Source organism: Bacteroides acidifaciens (assembly GCF_024623065.1).
Taxonomy (GTDB): Bacteria; Bacteroidota; Bacteroidia; order Bacteroidales; family Bacteroidaceae; genus Bacteroides; species Bacteroides acidifaciens.
The window spans coordinates 1-22,431 of record NZ_JANJZR010000045.1 but is presented as its reverse complement, the minus strand read 5'-3'; the positions used below and the strand labels follow the sequence as shown (position 1 = coordinate 22,431).

Annotated in this window: 19 protein-coding genes, 2 tRNA genes and 2 pseudogenes; 5 read left to right on the top strand and 18 right to left on the bottom strand. The window is 42.1% G+C overall.

Annotated elements, in window-relative coordinates; all coding sequences use genetic code 11:
- Window positions 1-138: 138 nt before the first annotated feature.
- Window positions 139-699 (top strand): RNA polymerase sigma factor, encoded by a 561-nt coding sequence (locus NSB03_RS13230; RefSeq protein WP_024987585.1) that lies wholly within the window; start codon window positions 139-141, stop codon window positions 697-699.
- On the opposite strand, the gene NSB03_RS13225 is transcribed toward NSB03_RS13230, so the two are convergent.
- From NSB03_RS13225 to NSB03_RS13205, 5 genes are all read right to left on the bottom strand, one after another.
- Window positions 671-1,924: a Gfo/Idh/MocA family protein gene (locus tag NSB03_RS13225; RefSeq protein WP_024987584.1), complete on the bottom strand. Its 1,254-nt coding sequence runs from the start codon at window positions 1,922-1,924 to the stop codon at window positions 671-673. The two genes, NSB03_RS13230 and NSB03_RS13225, sit on opposite strands and share 29 nt — an antisense overlap.
- A gap of 62 nt (window positions 1,925-1,986) precedes the next feature.
- Window positions 1,987-2,059, bottom strand: a tRNA-Gly gene (locus tag NSB03_RS13220).
- An 8-nt stretch (window positions 2,060-2,067) separates the two neighbouring features.
- A tRNA-Tyr gene (locus tag NSB03_RS13215) sits at window positions 2,068-2,150 on the bottom strand.
- 50 nt (window positions 2,151-2,200) lie between these two features.
- Complete coding sequence (gene ribH / locus NSB03_RS13210) at window positions 2,201-2,695, bottom strand: 6,7-dimethyl-8-ribityllumazine synthase (protein ID WP_024987583.1); 495 nt, start codon at window positions 2,693-2,695, stop codon at window positions 2,201-2,203.
- Between the two features lie 153 nt (window positions 2,696-2,848).
- Entirely contained in the window at window positions 2,849-3,532 is a 684-nt protein-coding gene (locus NSB03_RS13205) for a tetratricopeptide repeat protein (protein ID WP_024987582.1), read from the bottom strand.
- A 160-nt stretch (window positions 3,533-3,692) separates the two neighbouring features.
- Here NSB03_RS13205 and recF point away from each other — a divergent pair, with 160 nt between their 5' ends.
- On the top strand, window positions 3,693-4,808 hold the full coding sequence (gene recF / locus NSB03_RS13200) for a DNA replication/repair protein RecF (protein WP_121766781.1): 1,116 nt from the start codon (window positions 3,693-3,695) through the stop codon (window positions 4,806-4,808).
- Window positions 4,798-5,085 carry a DciA family protein gene (locus tag NSB03_RS13195; RefSeq protein WP_024987581.1) on the top strand — a complete coding sequence of 96 codons (288 nt, stop codon included), beginning with the start codon at window positions 4,798-4,800 and terminating at the stop codon, window positions 5,083-5,085. The genes recF and NSB03_RS13195 overlap by 11 nt, the downstream gene beginning before the upstream one ends.
- Here the strand turns inward: NSB03_RS13195 and NSB03_RS13190 are convergent.
- The 7 genes from NSB03_RS13190 to gap all read right to left on the bottom strand — a co-directional run bounded on the left by NSB03_RS13190 (window position 5,072) and on the right by gap (window position 12,320).
- Complete coding sequence (locus tag NSB03_RS13190) at window positions 5,072-5,863, bottom strand: histidinol-phosphatase (RefSeq protein WP_135034819.1); 792 nt, start codon at window positions 5,861-5,863, stop codon at window positions 5,072-5,074. The two genes, NSB03_RS13195 and NSB03_RS13190, sit on opposite strands and share 14 nt — an antisense overlap.
- Window positions 5,808-6,398, bottom strand: a complete 591-nt coding sequence (locus tag NSB03_RS13185) for a 5-formyltetrahydrofolate cyclo-ligase (RefSeq protein WP_128824364.1) — start codon at window positions 6,396-6,398, stop codon at window positions 5,808-5,810. Before NSB03_RS13185 ends, NSB03_RS13190 begins: the two co-directional genes overlap by 56 nt.
- Window positions 6,310-8,061, bottom strand: a complete 1,752-nt coding sequence (locus NSB03_RS13180; protein WP_135034817.1) for a S41 family peptidase — start codon at window positions 8,059-8,061, stop codon at window positions 6,310-6,312. Before NSB03_RS13180 ends, NSB03_RS13185 begins: the two co-directional genes overlap by 89 nt.
- A gap of 31 nt (window positions 8,062-8,092) precedes the next feature.
- Entirely contained in the window at window positions 8,093-8,542 is a 450-nt protein-coding gene (locus tag NSB03_RS13175; RefSeq protein ID WP_121766778.1) for a dCMP deaminase family protein, read from the bottom strand.
- Between the two features lie 12 nt (window positions 8,543-8,554).
- Window positions 8,555-9,058: a DUF4847 family protein gene (locus tag NSB03_RS13170; protein ID WP_024987578.1), complete on the bottom strand. Its 504-nt coding sequence runs from the start codon at window positions 9,056-9,058 to the stop codon at window positions 8,555-8,557.
- A 16-nt stretch (window positions 9,059-9,074) separates the two neighbouring features.
- Window positions 9,075-11,135: a M3 family metallopeptidase gene (locus tag NSB03_RS13165; RefSeq protein WP_024987577.1), complete on the bottom strand. Its 2,061-nt coding sequence runs from the start codon at window positions 11,133-11,135 to the stop codon at window positions 9,075-9,077.
- A gap of 174 nt (window positions 11,136-11,309) precedes the next feature.
- Window positions 11,310-12,320, bottom strand: coding sequence for a type I glyceraldehyde-3-phosphate dehydrogenase (gene gap / locus NSB03_RS13160; protein ID WP_007765077.1), 1,011 nt, complete (start codon window positions 12,318-12,320; stop codon window positions 11,310-11,312).
- A 142-nt stretch (window positions 12,321-12,462) separates the two neighbouring features.
- Here gap and mscL point away from each other — a divergent pair, with 142 nt between their 5' ends.
- Window positions 12,463-12,906: a large-conductance mechanosensitive channel protein MscL gene (mscL, locus tag NSB03_RS13155; RefSeq protein ID WP_024987576.1), complete on the top strand. Its 444-nt coding sequence runs from the start codon at window positions 12,463-12,465 to the stop codon at window positions 12,904-12,906.
- 125 nt (window positions 12,907-13,031) lie between these two features.
- Here the strand turns inward: mscL and NSB03_RS13150 are convergent, their stop codons facing one another.
- From NSB03_RS13150 to grpE, 6 genes and pseudogenes are all read right to left on the bottom strand, one after another.
- Window positions 13,032-14,087, bottom strand: coding sequence for an SH3 domain-containing protein (locus tag NSB03_RS13150; protein WP_024987575.1), 1,056 nt, complete (start codon window positions 14,085-14,087; stop codon window positions 13,032-13,034).
- A gap of 12 nt (window positions 14,088-14,099) precedes the next feature.
- The gene (locus NSB03_RS13145; RefSeq protein ID WP_024987574.1) at window positions 14,100-14,636 is read right to left on the bottom strand and encodes a L,D-transpeptidase; all 537 of its coding nucleotides are present in this window, start codon (window positions 14,634-14,636) and stop codon (window positions 14,100-14,102) included.
- Window positions 14,637-14,942 (bottom strand): annotated as a pseudogene (locus tag NSB03_RS13140) (energy transducer TonB); the annotation flags it as partial. It lies immediately after the preceding gene.
- A 906-nt stretch (window positions 14,943-15,848) separates the two neighbouring features.
- Window positions 15,849-16,313: pseudogene (locus NSB03_RS13135) on the bottom strand (SH3 domain-containing protein); the annotation flags it as partial.
- A gap of 643 nt (window positions 16,314-16,956) precedes the next feature.
- On the bottom strand, window positions 16,957-18,429 hold the full coding sequence (locus NSB03_RS13130; RefSeq protein ID WP_024987571.1) for an Hsp70 family protein: 1,473 nt from the start codon (window positions 18,427-18,429) through the stop codon (window positions 16,957-16,959).
- Between the two features lie 13 nt (window positions 18,430-18,442).
- On the bottom strand, window positions 18,443-19,405 hold the full coding sequence (gene grpE, locus NSB03_RS13125; protein WP_024987570.1) for a nucleotide exchange factor GrpE: 963 nt from the start codon (window positions 19,403-19,405) through the stop codon (window positions 18,443-18,445).
- A gap of 804 nt (window positions 19,406-20,209) precedes the next feature.
- Here grpE and guaA point away from each other — a divergent pair.
- Window positions 20,210-21,733 carry a glutamine-hydrolyzing GMP synthase gene (guaA, locus tag NSB03_RS13120; protein ID WP_120468304.1) on the top strand — a complete coding sequence of 508 codons (1,524 nt, stop codon included), beginning with the start codon at window positions 20,210-20,212 and terminating at the stop codon, window positions 21,731-21,733.
- Window positions 21,734-22,431: the final 698 nt, after the last annotated feature.

The following is a 22,431-nucleotide window of genomic DNA, read 5'->3' as shown; positions in this document are numbered from 1 at the left end:
TAAATTTTGCCATAGATTGACACTGCTGTTTTATCAGATAATTGTGCGGCGTGTTAATCTATGGCTTTTTTCATGCATTTTATAGATGTAATTCTCTGTAAAATCTTTATCTTTGTATAAAGCAAGATTTTGTACAATATGAGAGAGGAAGAGTTGATAGAGCAAGTAAAAAATGGTAATAATATAGCTTTTGCTGTATTATATGACCATTATTGGCAGAGGGTCTATAATTTTACTAAGTTATATATAACTTCTTCCGACAGTATCTCTGAAATCGTACAGGATGTTTTTGTGAAGTTTTGGGAAGCCCGCCATCTGTTGGATAACAACAGGAAGGTGGAGGGCTTTTTATTTATTATTACCCGAAACATTATTTTTAATAAGACACGTAGCAAGATACGCGAAGATATGTTCAAGATGACGGTTTTGCGTTCCATTGAAAATGAAGAGCCCTACAATCAGGAAGACCGGATGGTGGCTGAGGATTTGAAGGAATATATCGACCGGTTGATCGCTGTTCTGCCAGAAAGACAACGTGAGATATTTTTAATGAGCAGGGAGGAGAATATGACTTATCGGGAGATTGCCCTCCGCTGCGGGATCGGTGAAAAAGCCGTAGAACGGCATATTCACCTCACCTTGAAATTTTTGAAAAAGAATCTTCTTTTATTCATTTTGTTTTCCATGCTCCCCGAGTGAAGTCGGGTATACTCATCGGCATGCTTCCATTCAACACGGATTTTTCGCTTAGTTCTGTGATGCACGACCATTCTGCTGCGTCATATACGTCCATGTCCAGTGGAAGCCCGTTGCGCAGGCAATAGATAAGGCGATAGTCCATTACATAATTCATTTCATTGGGCAACCCTTTACGGTGCGCTTCTTCACCGATAGTCGCGCTGAAAGGATGTTTGTATCGTGCCAGTGTTTTCTCCAGTCTTTCTCCTGTAAGCGGTGTGTCACCGTTCGGATCCAGCGCTATGCATGGAACCGGATATTTTTGTGCAAAACCCAATGTGCCGCACACTGTTTGCAGGCGGCTGTAAGGACGCGGGGTAGATACGTCATATTGAAGCATGATTGTTTTTCCCTTAAGCGTATGGATAAGGGTTGTATTGACATCTCCCAATTGATATTTCTGGCAGGCTTCCGGTGAGTACTCACCAAACATCCGGCGGGCATATTCGGTCATTCCTGCCTGGTGGGTAGACATGGAAACAAGATATTCCATCCGGTCACTACGATGAATGTTGAGAATCTGGCAGGCGGGTCCCAAGCCATGAGTGGGGTAGGGATTGCCGGTATGTTCAATGCTGTACTTCTTTCCCCAGTGGTTGTGATAGCCGCCTTCGCTTTCTTCGGCAAAATACATCGAACGAAGGTCGTGGATATAGGCACCTTCTACGTGCATGATCTCTCCGAGTATTCCTCGACGGGCCATATTGAGAGTAGTCAGTGCGAAAGGGTCATAGCAGCAGTTTTCTAGCATGATGCAGTGGCGTCGGGTTTTCTCTGCCGTATCGACCAGTTGCCAGCACTCTTCCACGCTCATAGCTGCCGGAACTTCGATGGCTACGTGTTTGTTGCATTCCATGGCAAAGGTAGCCATCGGTGTATGCATCAGCCAATCGGTGCAGATGAAAACTAAATCCACTCCGTCTGATTCGCACATTTTCTTCCAGCCGTCTGTTCCGGTATATCCGATGGCTTCGGGGCGGTTCGCCTCTTTTAATTGTTGCTGTGCTTTGTGAAGGTTGCCTTCCCTAATTTCACAAAGGGCTTTGATTTCTACTCCTTCTATTTGCAGATAACGTTGTAGGGTGAGTAAGCCCCGGTTGCCCAATCCGATGATTCCTATATGAACGGTAGGGATAGGGGGATGCGCTAACTGGAGCACGTGAGTTTGTGTCAGAGAATCTTTCATAATCATAGCGGTCTGAAGTAAAACAAAAAAAGAGAATCTAATTTCTCAGATTCTCTTTAGAGAGCGGAAGACGGGGCTCAAACCCGCGACCCTCAGCTTGGAAGGCTAATGCTCTATCAACTGAGCTACTTCCGCAATTTTTGTGGGCAAAGATGGATTCGAACCACCGAAGTCGAAAGACAGCAGATTTACAGTCTGCCCCATTTGGCCACTCTGGTATTTGCCCTTTTTTGCTTTTGAGATGGTTTGTTTCTCAATTGCGATGCAAAGATACAACTATTTATTTAAACTCCAAACAAAATCGATCATTTTTATTGCAGAAATTGCACATTCGTCTCCTTTATTACCTAACTTGCCACCGGCACGCTCTTCTGCCTGCTCCATCGTATTGGTGGTAATTAATCCGTAAATAACTGGTATATCGCCAGTTGCGTTTAATTCGGTAATTCCTTGAGTGGCTCCCATACAAACATAATCAAAATGTGGAGTATCTCCTTTAATTACGCAACCAATTGTAATAATTGCATCGATATCGCAATTTTCCATCATTTGGTTCGCACCGAAAGTTAGTTCAAAACTTCCCGGAACAGTTTTCACCAGAATATTTTCTTCTTTTGCTCCATGTTTTTTTAACGTTTCGACTGCGCCTTTTAGCAAAGCGCCTGTAATATTGTAGTTCCATTCGGATACGACAATGCCGAATTTCATATTTTCAGCATTCGGAACGGAGTTGAAATCGTATTCGGATAAATTATGATAAGCTGTTGCCATAATAAATTGAGAATTAAAAATTGAAAAATGAAAGTTTAGGAAGGGGGTGAGAAAAAAGGCACGGATTACACGGATTTCACGGTTGTGATAATTGTTTTAGTCCGTGTCAATCTGTGTAATCCGTGCCTGATATCTTATATATAATAAGGTATATTATTTCTTCATCAGTTTAGCCTGTTCGATGTATTTATCGATATCCATAGCTTGGTAAGACTGGAAATATTTGTCTTTAATCTTGGTATATGCGCTCACTGCATCGTCAAATTTACCTTGTTTCACCAAGATTTCTCCGGCTTGTAACAGGAAGATAGGGCTCAATGTGTTGTTGTCTGCTTTGTCTGCTGCCGACAGCAAAGTGGAGGCTGCTTTATCCAACTGACCGAGTTGTGCGTAACAGCTACCTGCAGCACCCAGAACTGCGGGAGCAACCATCTGGTCGTTTCCGTTAAAGTCATCCAGCATCTTTACAGCTTCTTCGTATTTGCCGAGTTGTGCATAGCAAATACCTGCGTATGCTTTTGCCAGGTTAGCTGCTTTTGTTCCGCTGTAATCGTCAGCTACTTTCAGGAAACCGGCGAAACCGATGCTGTCACCGTTCAGTGCTTGCTCGAAAGCATCCTGCTCAAAGTATTCCTGTCCTTTGAAGAGGGCTGCCTGTGCTTTTTCTTCACGTGGTTCAGCATAGAGGTTCTTGTACATGATAATACCTGCTACAATAATAATTACAGCAACAACACCGCCGATGATTGCGTTTTTGTACTTGATAAGAAATGCTTCCGATTGTGTCAGTGCATCTTCTACGTTCAGATGTTCATTCTGATTTTTCTGTTCTGCCATTTTATATGATTCTTTTTGTTATTATTCACAGTTTGATATTTCGACTCGCAAAATTAGTTTTTTTATATCTACAAATGAAATTTAGAGCCATCTTTTTTTGTTTTACACCCGAAAACCGCGAAAATCTTGCTACTTTTGTGAGCAAATTAACGCGTACACAATGATACTGAAACGAATATCCATATTAAACTATAAGAATCTGGAAGAAGTGGAGCTGGGATTCTCCGCCAAACTGAATTGCTTTTTCGGGCAGAATGGGATGGGAAAGACAAATTTACTGGATGCGGTGTATTTTTTGTCTTTTTGCAAAAGTTCCGGCAATCCGATTGATTCCCAGAATATTCGTCACGAACAGGACTTCTTTGTTATTCAGGGATTTTATGAAGCTGAGGACGGGACTCCCGAGGAGATTTATTGCGGGATGAAACGTCGTTCGAAGAAGCAGTTCAAGCGTAATAAGAAGGAGTATAGCCGTTTTTCCGATCACATCGGTTTTCTGCCTTTGGTAATGGTGTCGCCTGCGGACTCCGAATTGATTGCCGGAGGAAGTGATGAACGGCGCCGGTTTATGGATGTCGTGATTTCGCAGTATGATAAGGAGTATCTGGATGCGCTTATACGGTATAACAAAGCACTGATACAACGGAATACTTTGCTGAAAAGTGAGTTTCCTGTCGAAGAGGAACTGTTTTTGGTTTGGGAAGAAATGATGGCGCAGGCTGGTGAAATTGTATTCAAGAAGCGCGAAGCGTTTATCAAAGAGTTTATTCCTATCTTTCAGTCTTTTTATTCTTTCATTTCCCAGGATAAGGAACATGTAGGGCTGTCATATGAATCCCATGCGCGTGACGCTTCTTTGTTGGAAGTGTTGAGGCAAAGCAGGGAGCGGGACAAGATTATGGGATTCTCTTTGCGTGGGATTCATAAGGATGAGTTGAATATGCTGCTGGGCGAGTTCCCGATTAAGAAAGAGGGATCGCAGGGGCAGAATAAAACGTATCTGGTAGCATTGAAACTGGCTCAATTCGATTTCTTGAAACGTACCGGAAGAACTGTTCCTTTATTATTATTAGATGATATCTTTGATAAGCTGGATGCGTCCCGTGTAGAGCAAATCGTGAAGCTGGTAGCCGGAGACAATTTTGGGCAGATATTTATAACAGATACAAACCGGGAACATCTCGACCGTATTTTATATAAGGTAGGTAGTGATTATAAAATATTTCGTGTAGAAGAGGGGGCAATTCAAGAAATGGAGGCTGACAATGAGGCGTAATGATGCCGAACAAATAGGAAAACTGATTCAGCAGTTTCTTCGTCAGGAGAGTCTGGAGTCTCCGCTGAACGAACAAAGATTGCTGGATGCCTGGCCCAAAATCCTGGGACCTGCGGCGGCTTATACCAACAACCTTTATATTCGTAATCAGACTTTGTATGTACATCTTACTTCTGCCGCCCTTCGTCAGGAACTGCTGATGGGGCGCGAGATGCTGATACGCGCACTCAATGAGAAGGTAGGGGCCACGGTTATTACAAATATCATTTTCCGTTGAGGAAAGGTATCCTGTCTATTGTCTTAATTCCCAGTTCTTTCAGTGTTTTGACTGCGCGGTCATAATAGAAGGGTGTTTCCAGATATTGGTTGTTATGCGCGTCTATTCCGATTATGGCGGTGCAGCCCTCGTGAGCGGCTATTTCCCAAAAATCAGGATGGGGGATGGTTATAATTCCATGTTTGTCATTGTAGTCTTCGTAGCCGAGATTATATTCCAATGGCAGATTTAACCGTGCTGCTGTCCGGCAGATATGTCTGCTGACCAATTTGCAGTGACGGTCGAATCGGGGGTAGGAGCGCATGAACAAATCAGGATGCGCCAGATAAGCGAACAGTCCGCTTTCCATCCCTTCGATAGCACTCTCTTCGTAAAGTTCGAGCATATCCACCGTATCTGTATATCGTCCGAAGTAGGGAAACTTTTCGTCTGTATGGAAATGGTGGTTCCCGAAAATGACGTAATCCAGCTCGTACTTCTTGATGACTCCTTTCAGCCAGTGGAGATAATCCGGGAAGTATTCACATTCTAATCCTATTTTCAGGCTGATTTGGCCTTTGTACTTTTCCCGTAATGAACGGAGACTTTCTACATATTCCGGCAATTCTTCGGGAGTCATGCGGATATCGGATACATAATTGGTGTGGTATTTCCACGGAGTATGGTCAGAAAAACCTAGTTCTTGATAACCGCCTTTGATGGCGCTTAAAACAAATTCTTCGTCACTCCCTGTCGCATGGTGGCAGCGGGTGGTATGGGTGTGATAATTCGTCTTCATTATTTGTTATAATTATATCCATACGGATATCATATGGTTCCGCAGGAACTTCTTCTACTAATTGAAATGGAAAACAAATGCCGGCTTTGAAGGCAGACGGAATACGTGGCAACAGTCGGTCGTAATATCCTTTTCCTCGTCCCAACCGGTTACCTTTGGCATCAAAAGCGACTCCGGGAACGGCGATGAAGTCTATGGCGGCATAGTCTGTGAAGAGTTCACCGGTCGGTTCTTCTATACCATAGCTGCCGGTTGCCATATCTTCGGGACCGCTGTATATACGTAATTCCAGGTCATCGCCTACAACTACCGGAAGCAGAACCCGTTTTTTGTCGCTCCATTTCCGGATAAACGCGTGTGTGTCTACTTCGTCTTTCAGCGAATGATAAAGTAATATAGTATTTGCCGCCCTGAAAGCCGGGTGGGCTTCGAGGGCGGCAAGTACTTTAGCTGATTGCAACTTCCGCATAGCTGAATCCGCGTGACGGGTCTTCAGTGATGCGATATGCTTGCGCAGTTCTTTTTTTCTTTCCATCTTTTTTATCCTTTTTCACTTCTTCCTCTTCAACTGCTACCGGAACTTTAGGGAAGGCTTCTCCTTTTTCGAGTATTTCGATACCTTTATTGACCGTGGCATCTGTTTTGTTGAAGTATTGGAGATAGGCTTCTAGCCCTAACATATTGTAGATGATATTGCCATAGATATTCTTTTCCAGCAGCTTATAAGATTTCTGGATTAGAATATTTCTTCTTTTCACTCCCTTGCTGTCAGCGAAACGGACAAACTGTTCAACCAAGCCTTGGTGACGGAGGTAGTTCAGCAACTCTTCTTCGGTTTCGTATTGACTGAGTTTCTTCCGGTTATTGTCCGTGTACTGGAATGTGAATTGAATAGTCAGCCCCCGGTTAATAACAGTAGAAAGATAAGAGGTGACTCCCGTTGTATCTTGCGGTACGAATATATCCGGCATGATACCACCGCCACCATAAACAGTACGTCCCAAACTGGTGTTATAACGTTCGTTCTCATTCTGTTTGATACTGTCGCGTGAGAAGAATTCCCCATGTTCGTAACGGGTGTATAAATCCAGTTCGTAGTTGCGATCTTTACCGCTTTCGTATGGACGTTGGATGCAGCGTCCGGATGGAGTGTAGTAGCGGGCGATTGTGAGGCGGATGGCTGAACCGTCACTGAAGTCGATCGGTTGTTGCACAAGTCCCTTACCGAAGGAACGGCGTCCTACAATTGTACCCCGGTCATTATCCTGAATAGCTCCAGTGAAGATTTCACTGGCAGAAGCAGAACCTTCGTCAATCAATACAACGAGCGGCATTTTCTGACAGCTACCTGTGCCGTTGGCGAATTCTTCTGCACGTGGATATTTACGGCCTTGAGTATATACAATTAATTTTCCTTCGGGCAGAAACTCATTTACCATGCGGATGGCAGCTTCCATATATCCTCCGGTGTTACCACGGAGGTCAATGATCAGACCTTTGCATTTTTTATGGTTGAGTTGTGCCAGCGCATTCAACAATTCTACATGGCTGGTACGGCCGAATTTGCTGACTTTCACGTAACCAATGTCATCATTTAGCATATAAGCTGCATCAACGGTGTTTTGAGGAATGTCTCCGCGGGTAATGCTGAAATGCAGTAAGTCTTTTTCTCCCGTTCGTTTGATTCCTAGTTTCACTTGTGAACCTTTGGGCCCTTTCAGAGTGCGCATGGCCCGTTCATTGGTTACTTTCTTACCGACAAACAAACTGTCGTCTACGGTAACAATACGGTCGCCCGCCATCAATCCTATCTTTTCAGAAGGACCCCCCTGAACAACTGCATTCACATGAATGGTGTCGTTCTGTATGGTAAACTGGATACCGATTCCGCTAAAGCTACCTTCCAGTTCCGAATTGACTTCTTCGAGATTCTGGGCAGGGATATACGTTGAATGTGGATCTAATTCGGCCAGAATCTGCGGCATGGCTTTTTCCACTAAATCGGCCATGTTTACGGTGTCAACATATTGATCGTCTACAATGCGTAACAATGCGTTTAGCTTATTGGAGGAGCCGTTGATAATACCCAAACGATTGCCGGCAAAATGCTTGGCATAAAATGTACCGATAAGAATCCCGACTACCACGCTGACTGCTATGATGACAGGTGTAAAACGTGAAGGGTTTTTTGTACTCATGTCTATTCCTTTTTTTTTAACGTTCGTCTTCTTATTTATTCGGAGAGGAATGGGCATCTAATTCTGTATAGATAACTTCAATTCCCGCCCGTTTTAATAACTCAATTCCATCTTCCAGACGGTAATGTTCGGAGTAAACTACCCGTTTGATTCCTGCCTGTATGATTAACTTCGCACATTCGATGCAAGGAGAGGCGGTGACGTACATGGTAGCACCGTCGCTACTGTTGTTTGAACGTGCAATTTTGGTAATGGCATTTGCTTCCGCATGCAGAACGTATGGTTTTGTCAGATTGTTTTCATCTTCGCATACATTCTCAAAACCGGAAGGTGTTCCGTTATATCCGTCAGAGATAATCATTTTATCCTTAACGATTAATGCACCTACTTTACGGCGTTGGCAATAGGAGTTTTCAGCCCATATGTTAGCCATACGAATATAACGTTTGTCAAGTTCTAATTGTTTCTTTTCTGAGTCCATGTCGTTTTGATTCTAATTCCTACTTGGTGCAAATACTAAACAGAGTTCTTCCTTGCTTGTCGGCTCTTCATAATGAAGGAATAAATTATTACTGTCTGAACCTTTGTAAGAGTTTACTAGTTTTAGTCCTTCCAAAATTTTATTGGCAATTTTATCCTTACCATCAGTCGGGCTTCCTTCGACATCATGCATGCCAAATTGTTGGCTTTTGCCATTAGCATTCCATTTTCCGCTTGTAATGACTGAACCAGCACCAATAAATGTCCCTTGTATTACATTATCAGCTTCATTACCACTTAATGTTAAAGTGAAAGACTTATTGCCGTCGCGGTATTCTTTATAGTTACTATCATCAATCCCAGGAAACGTATACCATCCATGACTGTTTACTTTAGTTATATACGTTAATTTCCATTTTCTTACAAATATTTCGGATAAATCATCTGTATCATTACATTCGGAAAATAAAGGAAGCAATAACAGCAATCCTATAATTTTGCATATGTTCTTTTTCATACTTAATACCTATTACTTATTTCTTAATTCCGTTTCTGATTAACAAGGCATCAATACTTGGTTCCTGTCCGCGGAAACGTTTATAAAGTACCATTGGATGTTCCGTTCCTCCTTTCGACAGAATATTATCGCGGAACGAGTCTGCAACTTCCTGATTGAATATTCCTTTTTGCTTGAACAATGAGAAAGCATCGGCATCCAGTACCTCTGCCCATTTATAGCTATAGTATCCGGCGGCATATCCGCCAGCAAAGATATGGGAGAACTGTGTACTCATGCATGCTTCTGGTACAACCGGCAATATTTGTGCATCTTTCCAGGCTTCCTGTTCATAAGCTTTCACGTCTCCTTCAAAAGGAGTGTTGCGAGTATACCACGCCATATCAAGTAAGCCGAAACTCAGTTGTCGCAGACACGCATAAGCAATATTGAAATTAGAAGCGTCTACAAGACGTTTTATTAATTCATCCGGTAAAACTTCTCCTGTCTGATAATGACGGGCAAATGTATTGAGGAAATCTTTCTCTATGGCGAAGTTTTCCATAATTTGCGAAGGAAGCTCCACAAAATCCCAATATACATTGGTTCCGCTTAAACTTCTGTAAGTGGAATTGGCAAACATACCATGCAAACTATGTCCAAACTCATGCAAGAATGTTTCTACCTCATTGAATGTTAATAAAGCAGGCTTATTCTCGGTTGGCTTGGTAAAGTTCATCACAACGGATACATGCGGACGACTGTTTTCGCCAGTCTTTTTATCTATCCATTGGTCTTTGTAACTCGTCATCCAAGCTCCGGCGCGCTTACCTAAACGCGGATGGAAGTCAGTATATAAGACGGCTAAGAATTTTCCGTTTTTATCAAACACTTCAAAGGCTTCCACTTCTTTGTGATAAACTGGGATCTCTGTATTTTTCCGGAAGGTAATTCCATATAACTTTTCTGCAAGCCCAAACACTCCTTTCTTCACTTGTTCCAATTCGAAGTAAGGGCGAAGCATTTCTTCATTGATATTGAATTTTTTGTCTTTCAGTTTGTTTGAGTAATAACTCCAGTCCCAAGGCATTACAACAAAATCATTACCCTGTTCTTCGCGGGCCAGTTCTTGGATTTCTTTGTATTCCTGTTGTGCGGTAGGAGTGTATGCTTCCAGCAGTTGGTTGAGCAGCTTGTATACAGACTCGCTGTTTTCGGCCATTCTTTTCTTTAGCGTATATTCCGCATAATCTTTGTATCCCAATAGCTGGGCTATTTTCATGCGTGTATTAGCTATCTTTTTTACGATATCGATATTGTTGAATTCGTTATCATGTGTGCATTTTGTATTATAAGCCATATACAACTTCTGGCGTAAATCACGATTGTCAGAATACGTCATGAAAGGAACATAGCTTGGAGCATGAAGCGTGAACACCCATCCTTCTTTTCCTTCGCTTTTGGCTGTTTCAGCAGCGGCTTCTACGATGATGTCGGGCAGTCCGGCGAGACTTTCCTTTTTTGTCAACAGCATCTGATAGGCATTTGTCTCTTTCAGGTTGTTTTCACTGAAAGTAAGCGTCAGTTTACTCAGTTCGGTAGTCAGACGTCGGTATTCTTCCCGTGCTTCTCCTTTCAAATTGGCACCATGACGAACAAAACTGTTGTATGCATTTTCCAATAACTGTTTTTGTTCCTGCGTCAGTTGCAAAGTCTCTTTTTGGTTATACACTTCTTTCACACGTGCGAATAACTGTTCATTCAGTGTGATATTATTGCTGTGTTCACTGAGCAACGGCATAATCCTTTGAGCGAGTTCTTGCAAATCATCATTCGTTTCTGCGCTCAACATATTACCGAAGACAGCAACTATCTTATCCAGTAATTCCCCTGATTCTTCGAAAGCTTCTATCGTATTGCTAAAATCAGCCTTTTCCGGATTCTGTATGATAGCCTCTATTTCTGCATTTTGCAGCTTGATTCCTTCGAGGATAGCAGGCTCATAATGCTCAGTTTTAATCCGGTCGAACGGCACGGTTCCGTGCGGCGTATGATATTGCCCGTAGAAAGGATTCTGGGCGTTTGTTATATTGCTCATAGTGCAAACTAGTATCAATGTTATTAATAATCTCTCCATAGAAATACAAAACTACTAAAATTGTTGCTTATTCAACGGATAACACGTTGCTTTTTAACAATATATAAAATGAAATGTATAAAAAAACCGCTACGGTTTCCCGCAGCGGTTTTCTATATGGTTCAAGCTTCTAAATTAAGCGTTAACTGATGCCATGTGAGCGATCAAGTCAAGAACTTTGTTAGAGTAACCGATTTCGTTGTCATACCAAGATACAACTTTAACGAAAGTATCAGTCAAAGCGATACCTGCTTTAGCGTCGAAGATAGAAGTACGAGTGTCACCTAAGAAGTCAGAAGAAACTACTGCATCTTCAGTGTAACCCAGGATACCTTTCAATTCGCCTTCAGAAGCTTCTTTCATTGCAGCGCAGATTTCAGCATAAGTAGCCGGTTTGGCCAAGTTAACTGTCAAGTCAACTACAGATACGTCCAAAGTCGGAACACGCATAGACATACCTGTCAATTTGCCGTTCAATGCAGGAATTACTTTACCTACAGCTTTAGCAGCACCAGTAGAAGAAGGGATGATGTTGCCAGAAGCAGCACGACCACCTCTCCAGTCTTTCATAGAAGGACCGTCAACTGTTTTCTGAGTAGCAGTTGTAGAGTGAACTGTAGTCATCAAACCGTCAAGGATACCGAACTTGTCGTTCAATACTTTAGCGATAGGAGCCAAACAGTTAGTAGTACAAGAAGCGTTAGATACAAATTGAGTACCTTTTACGTATGTTTTTTCGTTTACACCGCAAACGAACATCGGGGTATCATCTTTAGAAGGAGCTGACATTACAACATATTTTGCACCAGCTTCGATGTGAGCCTGAGCTTTGTCTTTGCTCAAGAATAAACCTGTAGATTCAACAACGTATTCAGCTTCTACTTCATTCCATTTCAAGTCAGCCGGATTTCTTTCAGCTGTGATACGGATAGCTTGACCGTTAACGATCAATTTGCTGTTTTCAACATCTGCTTCGATAGTACCATCGAACTGACCGTGCATTGTGTCATATTTCAGCATATAAGCCAAGTAATCAACCGGGCAAAGGTCATTGATACCTACGATTTGAATATCGTTTCTTTTCATTGCAGCGCGGAAAACGAAACGTCCGATACGTCCGAATCCATTAATACCTACTTTAATCATTTTGTTTAAACTTTTAAGGGTTTTATAATATTTGTTCAAATATCTCTCTACCTCCGCATTTGTTTTATTTTCAAATGCGGGGCAAAATTACAAAAATGTTTTTATATTCGCACATTAAATTCACATTAAATATTGAAAAAAGATGGGAAAGAGTACATTTTTACAGGACTTTAAGGCGTTTGCCATGAAAGGCAACGTCATCGATATGGCTGTCGGTGTAGTTATTGGTGGTGCATTTGGCAAAATCGTATCATCATTGGTGGCTAATGTTATTATGCCTCCGATTGGTTTACTGGTTGGTGGTGTGAACTTTACAGATTTGAAATGGGTGATGAAAGCGGCAGAAGTGGGAGCCGACGGTAAGGAGATAGCTCCGGCGGTTTCTTTGGATTACGGTCAGTTTCTACAGGCTACGTTCGACTTTCTGATTATTGCTTTTTCTATATTTTTATTTATACGTTTGATAACGAAGTTGATAACAAAGAAAAAAGAGGAAGTTGCAGCTACGCCGCCTGCTCCTCCGGCACCTACCAAGGAGGAAGTGCTGTTGACGGAGATCCGCGACTTGCTGAAAGAGAAAAAGTAATGGATCCAGACCCGATGACTCGGATTCTAAAATATAAGAAGCTTGGAGTTGTCGGGTCTGAAACATGGTTGCAAGGCAAAAATTGGTGCATACCAAGTAGGGACTTATGCGTGAAAAAGGGTGGGTCAACTATAATTGCTGCACTTTTTATTGCATGCGTCACTGTCGCTGATTTGGATATTGTGATAATGGCAATAACCGTTGCTATAATGGTTGCAGTTCGCACAACATTCCTTAGATGAACGCTTGCTGCTTTCTCCGATGATATAAAGTATGAAGTATCCTATTAGTACAATAATGAGTAGTACGACAAAGTGTGCCAGAATCAATATCGTGGATAAAGAGCCCAACAAATAGACGGCCACGCAAAGAAAAGCCCTTGTCCACCCTCCTTTAGGGACCACTCCTTTGAATATTAATACTATTTGAATAATTTGGCATACAATGAATGCAATGGTTACAAATGCAACAGCAACCGGGAAAAATATTCCGGTTACAATACCGGCAATAATACCGCCTACCCAAGAGTAGATTCCCCATCGTTTGTCAAAAGAACCGTAACTGTTGTATTCTACATCTTCCAGTGTGTTGAAGAAACATACGAACTGGTTGAATACCACAAAGCCGAACAACAGAAAATTGATAATCGTCCATAGCCAACCTACAGTGTCCGGAATGCAAAACCAAATGGCATTTCCTCCCATCAATATCAAATAGACAAGCTCTGATATAGCGGTTGTCAAAAACAGTAGCCAATTAACGGTATGTAAACCATCTTCCAATGGCGTTTCTCCTCTGCTTTTTCTGATGAAGAATAGTGCCACAGAAAGAGCGGCAATTAAATAAACCATCCATTCCGCATTGCCTGTCGCCAGGTTTAATAAGGGAAAATGGAATTTGGAGTCTGTAGGATTGGAGACCGTGCTGTTTTCCTCCACTCTCTTCAGGTATTGTGCGCTGACATACGCATAACCGTTGTCATATCCGATTTTAGCCCATCCGTCATTTATTTCATACACATCTATTTTCCCGCCTTTGTCTATTGTTCCTAACACCGGAGCCTCTTTGTCTGCGTAGCTACGGATATTCAGAAAAGTGTTGGCGGTTACTTCGTACTTTGTTTGTGCCGTGCACCACAGGCAATAACACAACAGAATGATTGTCCATACATAAGTTTTCATAGGCTTTGGATTTTAGTTGTTTATTTCATCTTGTGCGGAAGGGGTTATTACTACGGTCATCGGCACGTTCAGCATGGGCACCAGTCTTTCCAAATCTTCATTCTTTAAACGGATGCAACCTTCGGTCGCTCTTGTGCCAATGGAAAGAGAATCATGCGTGCCGTGAATGCCTATGCCTTTATGTCCGGGAGTAGCCAGGCGGATGAAGAAGGGACCGTATGCCCCTTTTATTTCTCCTTTTCCATCGTGGAAGTCGTGTGTCCATTTCTGTGAATTTTGAATGTCGCAAATGGAAAAGACTCCTTCGGGTGTTTTCATGTCTCCCGGTTTTTGTTTGTTTCCATAGTTTAATCCACAAGCGATATGGGCGGCAAACAATTCCCTTCCTTTATAATCAATCAATCTTAGCTTCATCTCCTGCTTGGATATAAGCAGGAGATTGGCGTTTTGTATGTTCTGCAATGTGTTATCGAAATAACACTTATAAGCAAACCATGCTGCTACGGCACCTAATATGAAGCACCCTAATAATTTCGTTGTTTTTCTCATCTAAGTAAGTTTGAAAGTAATAGGCAGGGTGTATTTCACACGTATAGCTTTCCCGCCTGTTTTTCCGGGTGTCCATTTGGGCATATTTGTAACTACACGTATGGCTTCTTTGTCCAAGTATGGATCGGCACCTCTTACTACTTTTACATCCGTGATACTACCGTCTTTGTTAACTACAAATTGCACGATCACACGCCCTTGAGTTCCATTTTCCTGTGCGATAGCCGGATATTTGATATTTCTACTCAAATATTGCATTACTCCTGCCATTCCACCATTAGGGAATTCCGGCATCTGTTCGGCAGCATCATATATGTGGTCGTCAGAAAGATTTGTGTTTTCTTCTTCTTTTTTCTTTTCTTTGATGTTTATGGATTTAGTGTATAGTTTGGCTCCATCCATCCAGATTTCATAGTGGTATGTTCCCGGTAGATATGATTTTCCTCCGCTGCTTCCCCATCCGGTCGTTTCAAAAGTGCCTTCTTTTTCCGATAAGGTAATCTTTTGTTCAAAGGTATACCCTGCCGGTGATACTTTGCCTTTGGCAACCGTACCGTTCGGGCTTATGATTTTAACTTTTAATGTAACCGTTTCCGGAGTGGCTGATTGTCTTCTGTAAGAAACTTTACCGATTAAATATTGCATGTCGGAATAAAGCTGCTGACCATATTCACTTGAGATGTCTCCATTGTCATCCATGTTGGCGAAAACAGTGGAAAGCACCGTCAACTTGTTGGAAGAAACAGGTTGTGTCTCTTTCACGGGTTCTTTCTTTGTCTTTGGCGGAGTGCCGGATTCTTGATTCGAATAAGTTACTTTATACTTATTATTCCATTTGTTGTAAGTGATGGACTTGATGTCACCTTTGACTGGTGCGTCTTCCGTATAGCGGAACACGGGTGTCTCATCCTCTTCAAAGGAATACAAAGCGAGTCTCCTGTTTCCGGTTTGATTGTCCTTCAATATGAATGCAAATTCGGTGAAGTTGTCATAACCATCGTTCAAACGAGGATACAAGACACTGTTCGGTTTTATTTCTTTGGGCTTAGCGTATAGTTGCCAAGCTGTACTTCCTGTCTTTATACCATTGTTCTTTAAATAATTTAATATAGCCAGTCTGCATTTGGCTGTGGATACGGCATCTTTGGCATCTTCATTTCCCCAGACACCATTCAGTAAATGAAATTCTTCTGAGTTCAACAAATAGTCAGAAGCGACATAACCTTTTTTCCCGTCTGCCTTGACATGAGCCCATCCGTTTTCATTGGAATAGGTAATCAGTTCCGAACCGTATGGGATGGTGGTTATCCGGTTGTATTCTACATCTGCTATGGCGGAAGAACGTAAAAAAAGATTGGTAGCGTATACATAGCTCCGCGGGGCGTTTTTGTCCCGTTTGTAGTCTTTATACCAGAATTGATAACCGGCCCAAAATATTCCGATGAGGAATAGGAACCATAAGCAACCGTGCGAGTTTTTCTCTTTCTTTCGTTCTTTTCCTTTGGTTCTAGGTTCTTCCTTTTCTCTTTTGTTTCTTTCTTCTTCCTCTTTTCTCCTGTCTTCTTCTCTTCTTTTGTTTTCTCCTTCTTCTTTTATTTTCTTGATAAATGAATTGTAAGTTTCTATCCATTTATCAAGGATTCCTTTGTTGGCAAGTGTCCTTTGGAAAAGATCCATCTTTCCATTGCTGAAGTATTTGTCGGACAATGCTGCGAATTTCTGTACATCGGCAGCTAGTTGCGCCTCTTTACCACTGATTTGATTGGCAAAGGTAATCAGTCTTTTAATTTCAGCAGAAGGAACACTTTTTTCTGCGTTTATCATATTGAATAACACTATGAGGAAGTCGTTTGCCACAGAATCGTAGGCCCAGATGTTGCCGGTCCACAGTTTGGACGTGGCATTGTCCCATGCTATGGTGTCCATTTCTACGATGGTTTTTCCGTTGTCTTTGGGTTGAGGACGCGGTTTTTCTTTTTCTGGCGATGACAACAGGTCTGCCGCCAGCTTCTCTTTGATGGCTACCGATTTGAAATCGGGATTTCCGAATAGCGTTTCGCTCAATGTCAGAAAAGAGTTAAGTGCGGCGGACAGATCCGGCTTGATTCCGGCTATTCCTAAGGCAAACTCACGTAGTTGCACGATACGCTCGTTCATCTCTTTCTTTTTGACCGGACTGCTGAAAGCCATTTGTTCCAATTCGGTGAAATAGCTTTCTTGTTCATTGTAATGGGGATCGGAGATGCCTTTGCGCACCTCCAATCTTTTGCGTTCCCATTCTTTTACTTTGTTTTCAAATACAGGAGTAACCATTTCTTATTTATCGGTTTAGTGATACACCTTTGGTGTTGATAACAAAATCAGCTGTTTTGCCTTCTATTTCACAATGTACCTTGATGATGCCATCTTTTCCTCTGTTCACGACATACTTTAAAGGTGTTCCTTTAGGAACGGGATATCCCCATGTCACATCGCCATCTTGTAGTAGTATGGACATGGGTACTTCGCAAAGACTTTTATTGACACGGTTCTCGTAGAGAGCTACTCTTACGGATGTTTGTCCATCGTTCAAAGTAGAAAATTCATCGAAGGTTTTCTCTACACACAGATTGTCGCTCATCAGAATCAAGTTGCATACCATTTCTTTTCCGTTGACATAGGCTGCCACACCATAAGAGGCCGAGCCTTTGTCGTTGCCCAATTGTATGCCGACTTCGGTGTATCCTTTTTCTTCTTGTGCCGCATACAAAGCTGCTCCTTTGGCCACGGCGAGGTCGGGCTCAAATATACGGGGAGTGATTCCGAATTTCTTTTCAATAAATGCCTTTACCATGGGCATGCGTGAGGAACCGCCTACAAGTAACACATCGTCCAGTTTAGGATTGCCCGCCATTTCCATGGTGGTATCGATAAGCTGGTCGGTCATCTTCATCAGTTCGATGGTGAGTTCCTCAAATTCGCTTCGGGTGATTTCTGTGTTGTGTATTCCCTTGTAGTTGTAGCGAAGGGTTGTTTTTTCCCGGCTGGGAGTGGACAGGATTTTCTTAGCCTCTTCTGCGCCTATGATCAAGGAGCCGTAGTTGGCCATATCGTGTTCTTTCAACTCTTTGCATGTAGTGTTGAAGTTTTCTTTTTGCAGGACATAGTCGACTATTTGCTCGTCCCAGTCCACACCGCCCAATTGGTGATTTCCGTTGGTGGCTAAAGTGTCCATCACTCCATTTTGTATTTTCATGATGCTGACGTCAAACGTACCACCGCCCAAATCATATACCAGGATTGTGCGGTTCTGCCTGTTCTTGATACCGAAGGACAAGGCTGCCGCTGTAGGTTCGTTGATTAAGGAGATGACTTCCAATCCGGCACGTTTGCCGGCTTCCATGGTACGTGTCCGTTCCGCGTTTCCGAAGTAGGCCGGTACGGTGATTACTACTTTATGTATCGGGTCTTTTCCTTCTTCGTCTTGCCGTTTTTGATTGGCGTCTCTCACTAGCTTTTTAAGGATTTCGGCGGAAACGTCTATAGGATTGATATCGATGTTTCCTATTCTCCGTTTGTAATTATCGTTAGACATCTCTCGTTTGATGAAGGAAACCGTGCGTTCCGGATCGTTTGCCATATTGGATTTGGCGGCTGTTCCCACGTATGGAGAGCCGTCTTCGTCATAAGCCACTACAGAAGGAGTGGTCAGTTGTCCTTCTTCGTTGGTGACTACCGTTACCGAGTCTTCTTCATCGATGATTGCAATACAAGAGTTGGTGGTTCCCAAGTCTATTCCGTAAAATTCTTCCATGTTGTTGTATTTTTTATTGTTTTTTATCCATGTATTTGTAGCATTCCACTTGCTCGCGGCGGAATATCATGCGGTATTCTTTCAACGGATGTGCTTCTCCATTGGCTTTGGCTCTTAAAATGTAGGGTAACGTCCAAATATAACCGGGGTTTATTGTCCGACGGATCTTTTTGTCGAGCGTGATGTCATCGGTAAGGTAATCGAATGATTGCTGGGTGTGCGGGTCGAAGCGTGTATCCTCTTCATCGTGTCGGAACACCTCTACGGAGAAGTCTCTTAAGATGAAGTCTATACTATCTATCAATTGTTCAAACTGCTTTAAGAGATAGGGGGCTGAAGTTTCCGTATCTGTCGGATTCTCTTCTACTACTTTGCGCATCATATCGCCCAAGTGGATGAATTGTTTTAAGAAAGGAGCGGTAGCCTTCAAATATGAGTCTTCTTGGAATCCTTGTAAGTCGGCTTCCTTGCGCATCAGTTTGTCTTCTACCTTATCCAGTATGCGCGTCAGTTCGTGGTTCTCGTGTTCGATCTTGCCTGATAAGGTTTCCAGAATTTGTGTAAGGTTGCTTTGCAACTCATTTTTCAGTTCGTTCAAATCAAGAGGTGTGGTAGTGGAAGGAGTGACTGTCTTTTTCTCTTCTTGCAGCTCTTTTTCTCCTTCGGCAATGTTTTGCCGGATCTCTTTTAGTTTGGCAGACAGTTCCTGATATTCTCTGTCCAAAGCCTCCTTTTCCTTTTCCTGTTTCTCCAGTTCGGCGATGGTGTCGGTCAACTTCTTGTGCGTTTCGGCCAGCTGTCTTTCTTCTTCCTCTTCTTCACCGCATTTGGGGAGTGTGATGTTCTGTTCGGACAACCATTCTGCTGTCCAGCATCCTTCTTCTTCTAAATTTGTTTGTAAAGATTTGAGGAGGCTAATCTTCTCTTTGTCAGACATTTTGGAAACTTCTTTCTTTCCACTGATTAAAAATCCCATAGTATTCAATCAGTCAATCGATTCCCCTGAGTTGACATTTTAGTAAATGATTAAGTGTGGGCATATAAAGAAAGCGCGGGAATCTGTACCTGTCACTCGTCCCGCAACTCAAGGCCTTCGCATTGCCCAATTCTGTTGAACGAGCAACGCAGAAGCCCACGCCGATATGTATACTCCTAGCACACTTCTCTTTCTTCACGCGAAGAGAGAAAAGTGGTAAGAAGAAAATAACATACCCCACGGACATCTATCGTTGCTTTGTTTAGACAGAATTTATATAAAACCGCGAAGTTTTGAGTTGCCTGAACAAAACGCCAAATAAACGTCTTTTCTTTAATATGTCCGTTTCCCTCCCTATCCACCTTGTCGAGCAAGGTTTTCGGCGTAGGAAACGCGGCAAAATTAATGTTTAATTTTGAATTAATGAAATATTTGATTGTTTTTGTAGGGTAACCGCCACGGCTTTTTTCATTTAAGAAATATGTCTTATAGGATTTGGACAAGCGTATCTCTAAAAGCAGGTTTATATATCGGTACAGAAATGAATAAGATACTCTCTTTCATATTATATGAGAGAGTATTTTACTCCAATCCGTTTTTTCAGATTAATCCGGATATTGGTAAACCATTTATGCCGACTGCATAAGAAAGTGGTGTAGAATCTTTCAACTTCATGTGTGACGGTCTAACCTACTTATCAGCCAAAAAAAGATTTAATAGTAGATTTTTATGCCTATTCTTCTATCTCTTTGCTGACTTTTTCCTACTTTTGCACATCATTTATTCAAAATCCAACCAATTGATATGCAGGAAAAAATAATAATTCTTGATTTCGGTTCGCAGACAACACAGCTTATAGGCCGTCGTGTACGTGAATTGGATACGTATTGTGAAATTGTTCCTTATAACAAATTTCCTAAAGAAGACCCGACTATTAAAGGAGTCATTCTCTCCGGAAGTCCTTTTTCGGTTTACGATAAAGATGCTTTCAAAGTAGATTTGAGTGAAATTCGTGGTAAATATCCGATATTGGGTATTTGTTATGGTGCACAGTTTATGTCATACACCAATGGCGGAAAAGTGGAACCGGCCGGCACACGTGAATACGGACGTGCACACTTGGCGTCTTTTTGCAAAGACAATGTGCTGTTTAAAGGTGTGCGCGACTGTTCGCAGGTATGGATGAGCCACGGCGATACGATTACTGCTATCCCGGATAATTTCAAGAAAATAGCTTCGACGGATAAGGTCGAGATTGCCGCCTATCAGATAGAAGGCGAGCAAGTATGGGGTGTACAGTTCCATCCGGAAGTGTTCCATAGTGAAGACGGAACTCAAATCTTGAAGAACTTTGTGGTAGATGTTTGCGGTTGCAAGCAAGACTGGTCGCCGGCTTCTTTTATTGAGAGCACAGTTGCCGAACTGAAAGCCCAGTTGGGTGATGATAAAGTCGTTCTTGGTTTAAGCGGTGGAGTTGATTCTTCCGTTGCTGCGGTGTTGTTGAACAAAGCTATTGGCAAAAACTTGACTTGTATCTTTGTAGATCACGGTATGCTACGCAAGAATGAGTTCAAGAATGTGATGGCTGATTATGAATGTCTTGGCTTGAACGTAATCGGCGTAGATGCCAGCGAGAAGTTCTTCAATGAATTGGCTGGCGTAACTGAACCGGAACGTAAGCGTAAGATTATAGGTAAGGGTTTCATTGATGTGTTCGATGTAGAAGCTCATAAGATCAAAGATGTGAAATGGCTGGCACAGGGTACCATTTATCCGGATTGCATCGAGTCATTGTCTATTACGGGTACGGTGATAAAGAGCCATCATAATGTAGGCGGTCTTCCTGAAAAGATGAACCTGAAGTTATGTGAACCACTTCGTTTGTTGTTCAAGGATGAGGTGCGCCGGGTAGGTCGCGAATTGGGTATGCCCGAACATCTGATTACTCGTCATCCGTTCCCGGGACCCGGGTTGGCCGTGCGTATTCTGGGTGATATTACTCCTGAAAAAGTACGTATTCTGCAGGATGCCGATGATATCTTTATTCAGGGATTGCGTGACTGGGGATTGTATGATAAAGTATGGCAGGCAGGAGTTATCTTGTTGCCGGTGCAGTCTGTCGGTGTAATGGGCGATGAGCGTACGTACGAAAGAGCCGTTGCTTTGCGTGCTGTGACATCTACGGATGCTATGACAGCTGACTGGGCGCATTTGCCTTATGAATTTATGGGTAAGGTGTCGAATGATATTATTAATAAGGTGAAAGGAGTGAACCGTGTAACCTATGATATCAGCTCCAAGCCGCCTGCAACCATAGAGTGGGAATAATTGTTCCTGTTTGATATATAAATCCCAAGGCTGCAAACCGCTTTGGGATTTTTTTTGTGGAAAAAGTGAGAGAATCGGCTCAACCAAATAGATAAAATGCTATTTTTTAGTAGTTATAAAATCCTGTAGCTATGAAGAATGTGACAGAAGTTATAAATATACTCCGCTAAAATTATAATTCATGATATCTTATTAAATAGGCTAACAAAAAAGCGGAATATATCTTCGTTAGACATCCATTTATTCTTTTCTAAATTTTCGAAATCGGATAATAGGCTATTTAATGTTTTATTATTATATACAGAGAGAAGATAGAGAAGAATTTCCTTTCTTAAACGTATTGAGCCTAAAGCCATTTCTTCTTTTTTTTGTTACGGTGACCTGCGTATCGCTTCTTCTAAACATTAATAGTTCTTGTGGTTCTACAAATAATATTCCTCCAGCTTTGGCTATATCAAACCACAATTTATAATCTTCCACACAGGGGTAATTTTGATATTCAATATGGTGATTAAGTAGAAATTCTTTTTTAATCATCACACTAGGGTGAAGTAGCATGTTGTATTTTAGTAATTCCAATACAGGTTCGTGTATGATTCCATATCCAAGGTGGAAAACATTGTAATCATTCTATTTTCCGCCACGACAATTTTATCGGCTGTTTTTCAGCCGATAAAATAAAAATGCCCGCAAGAAAA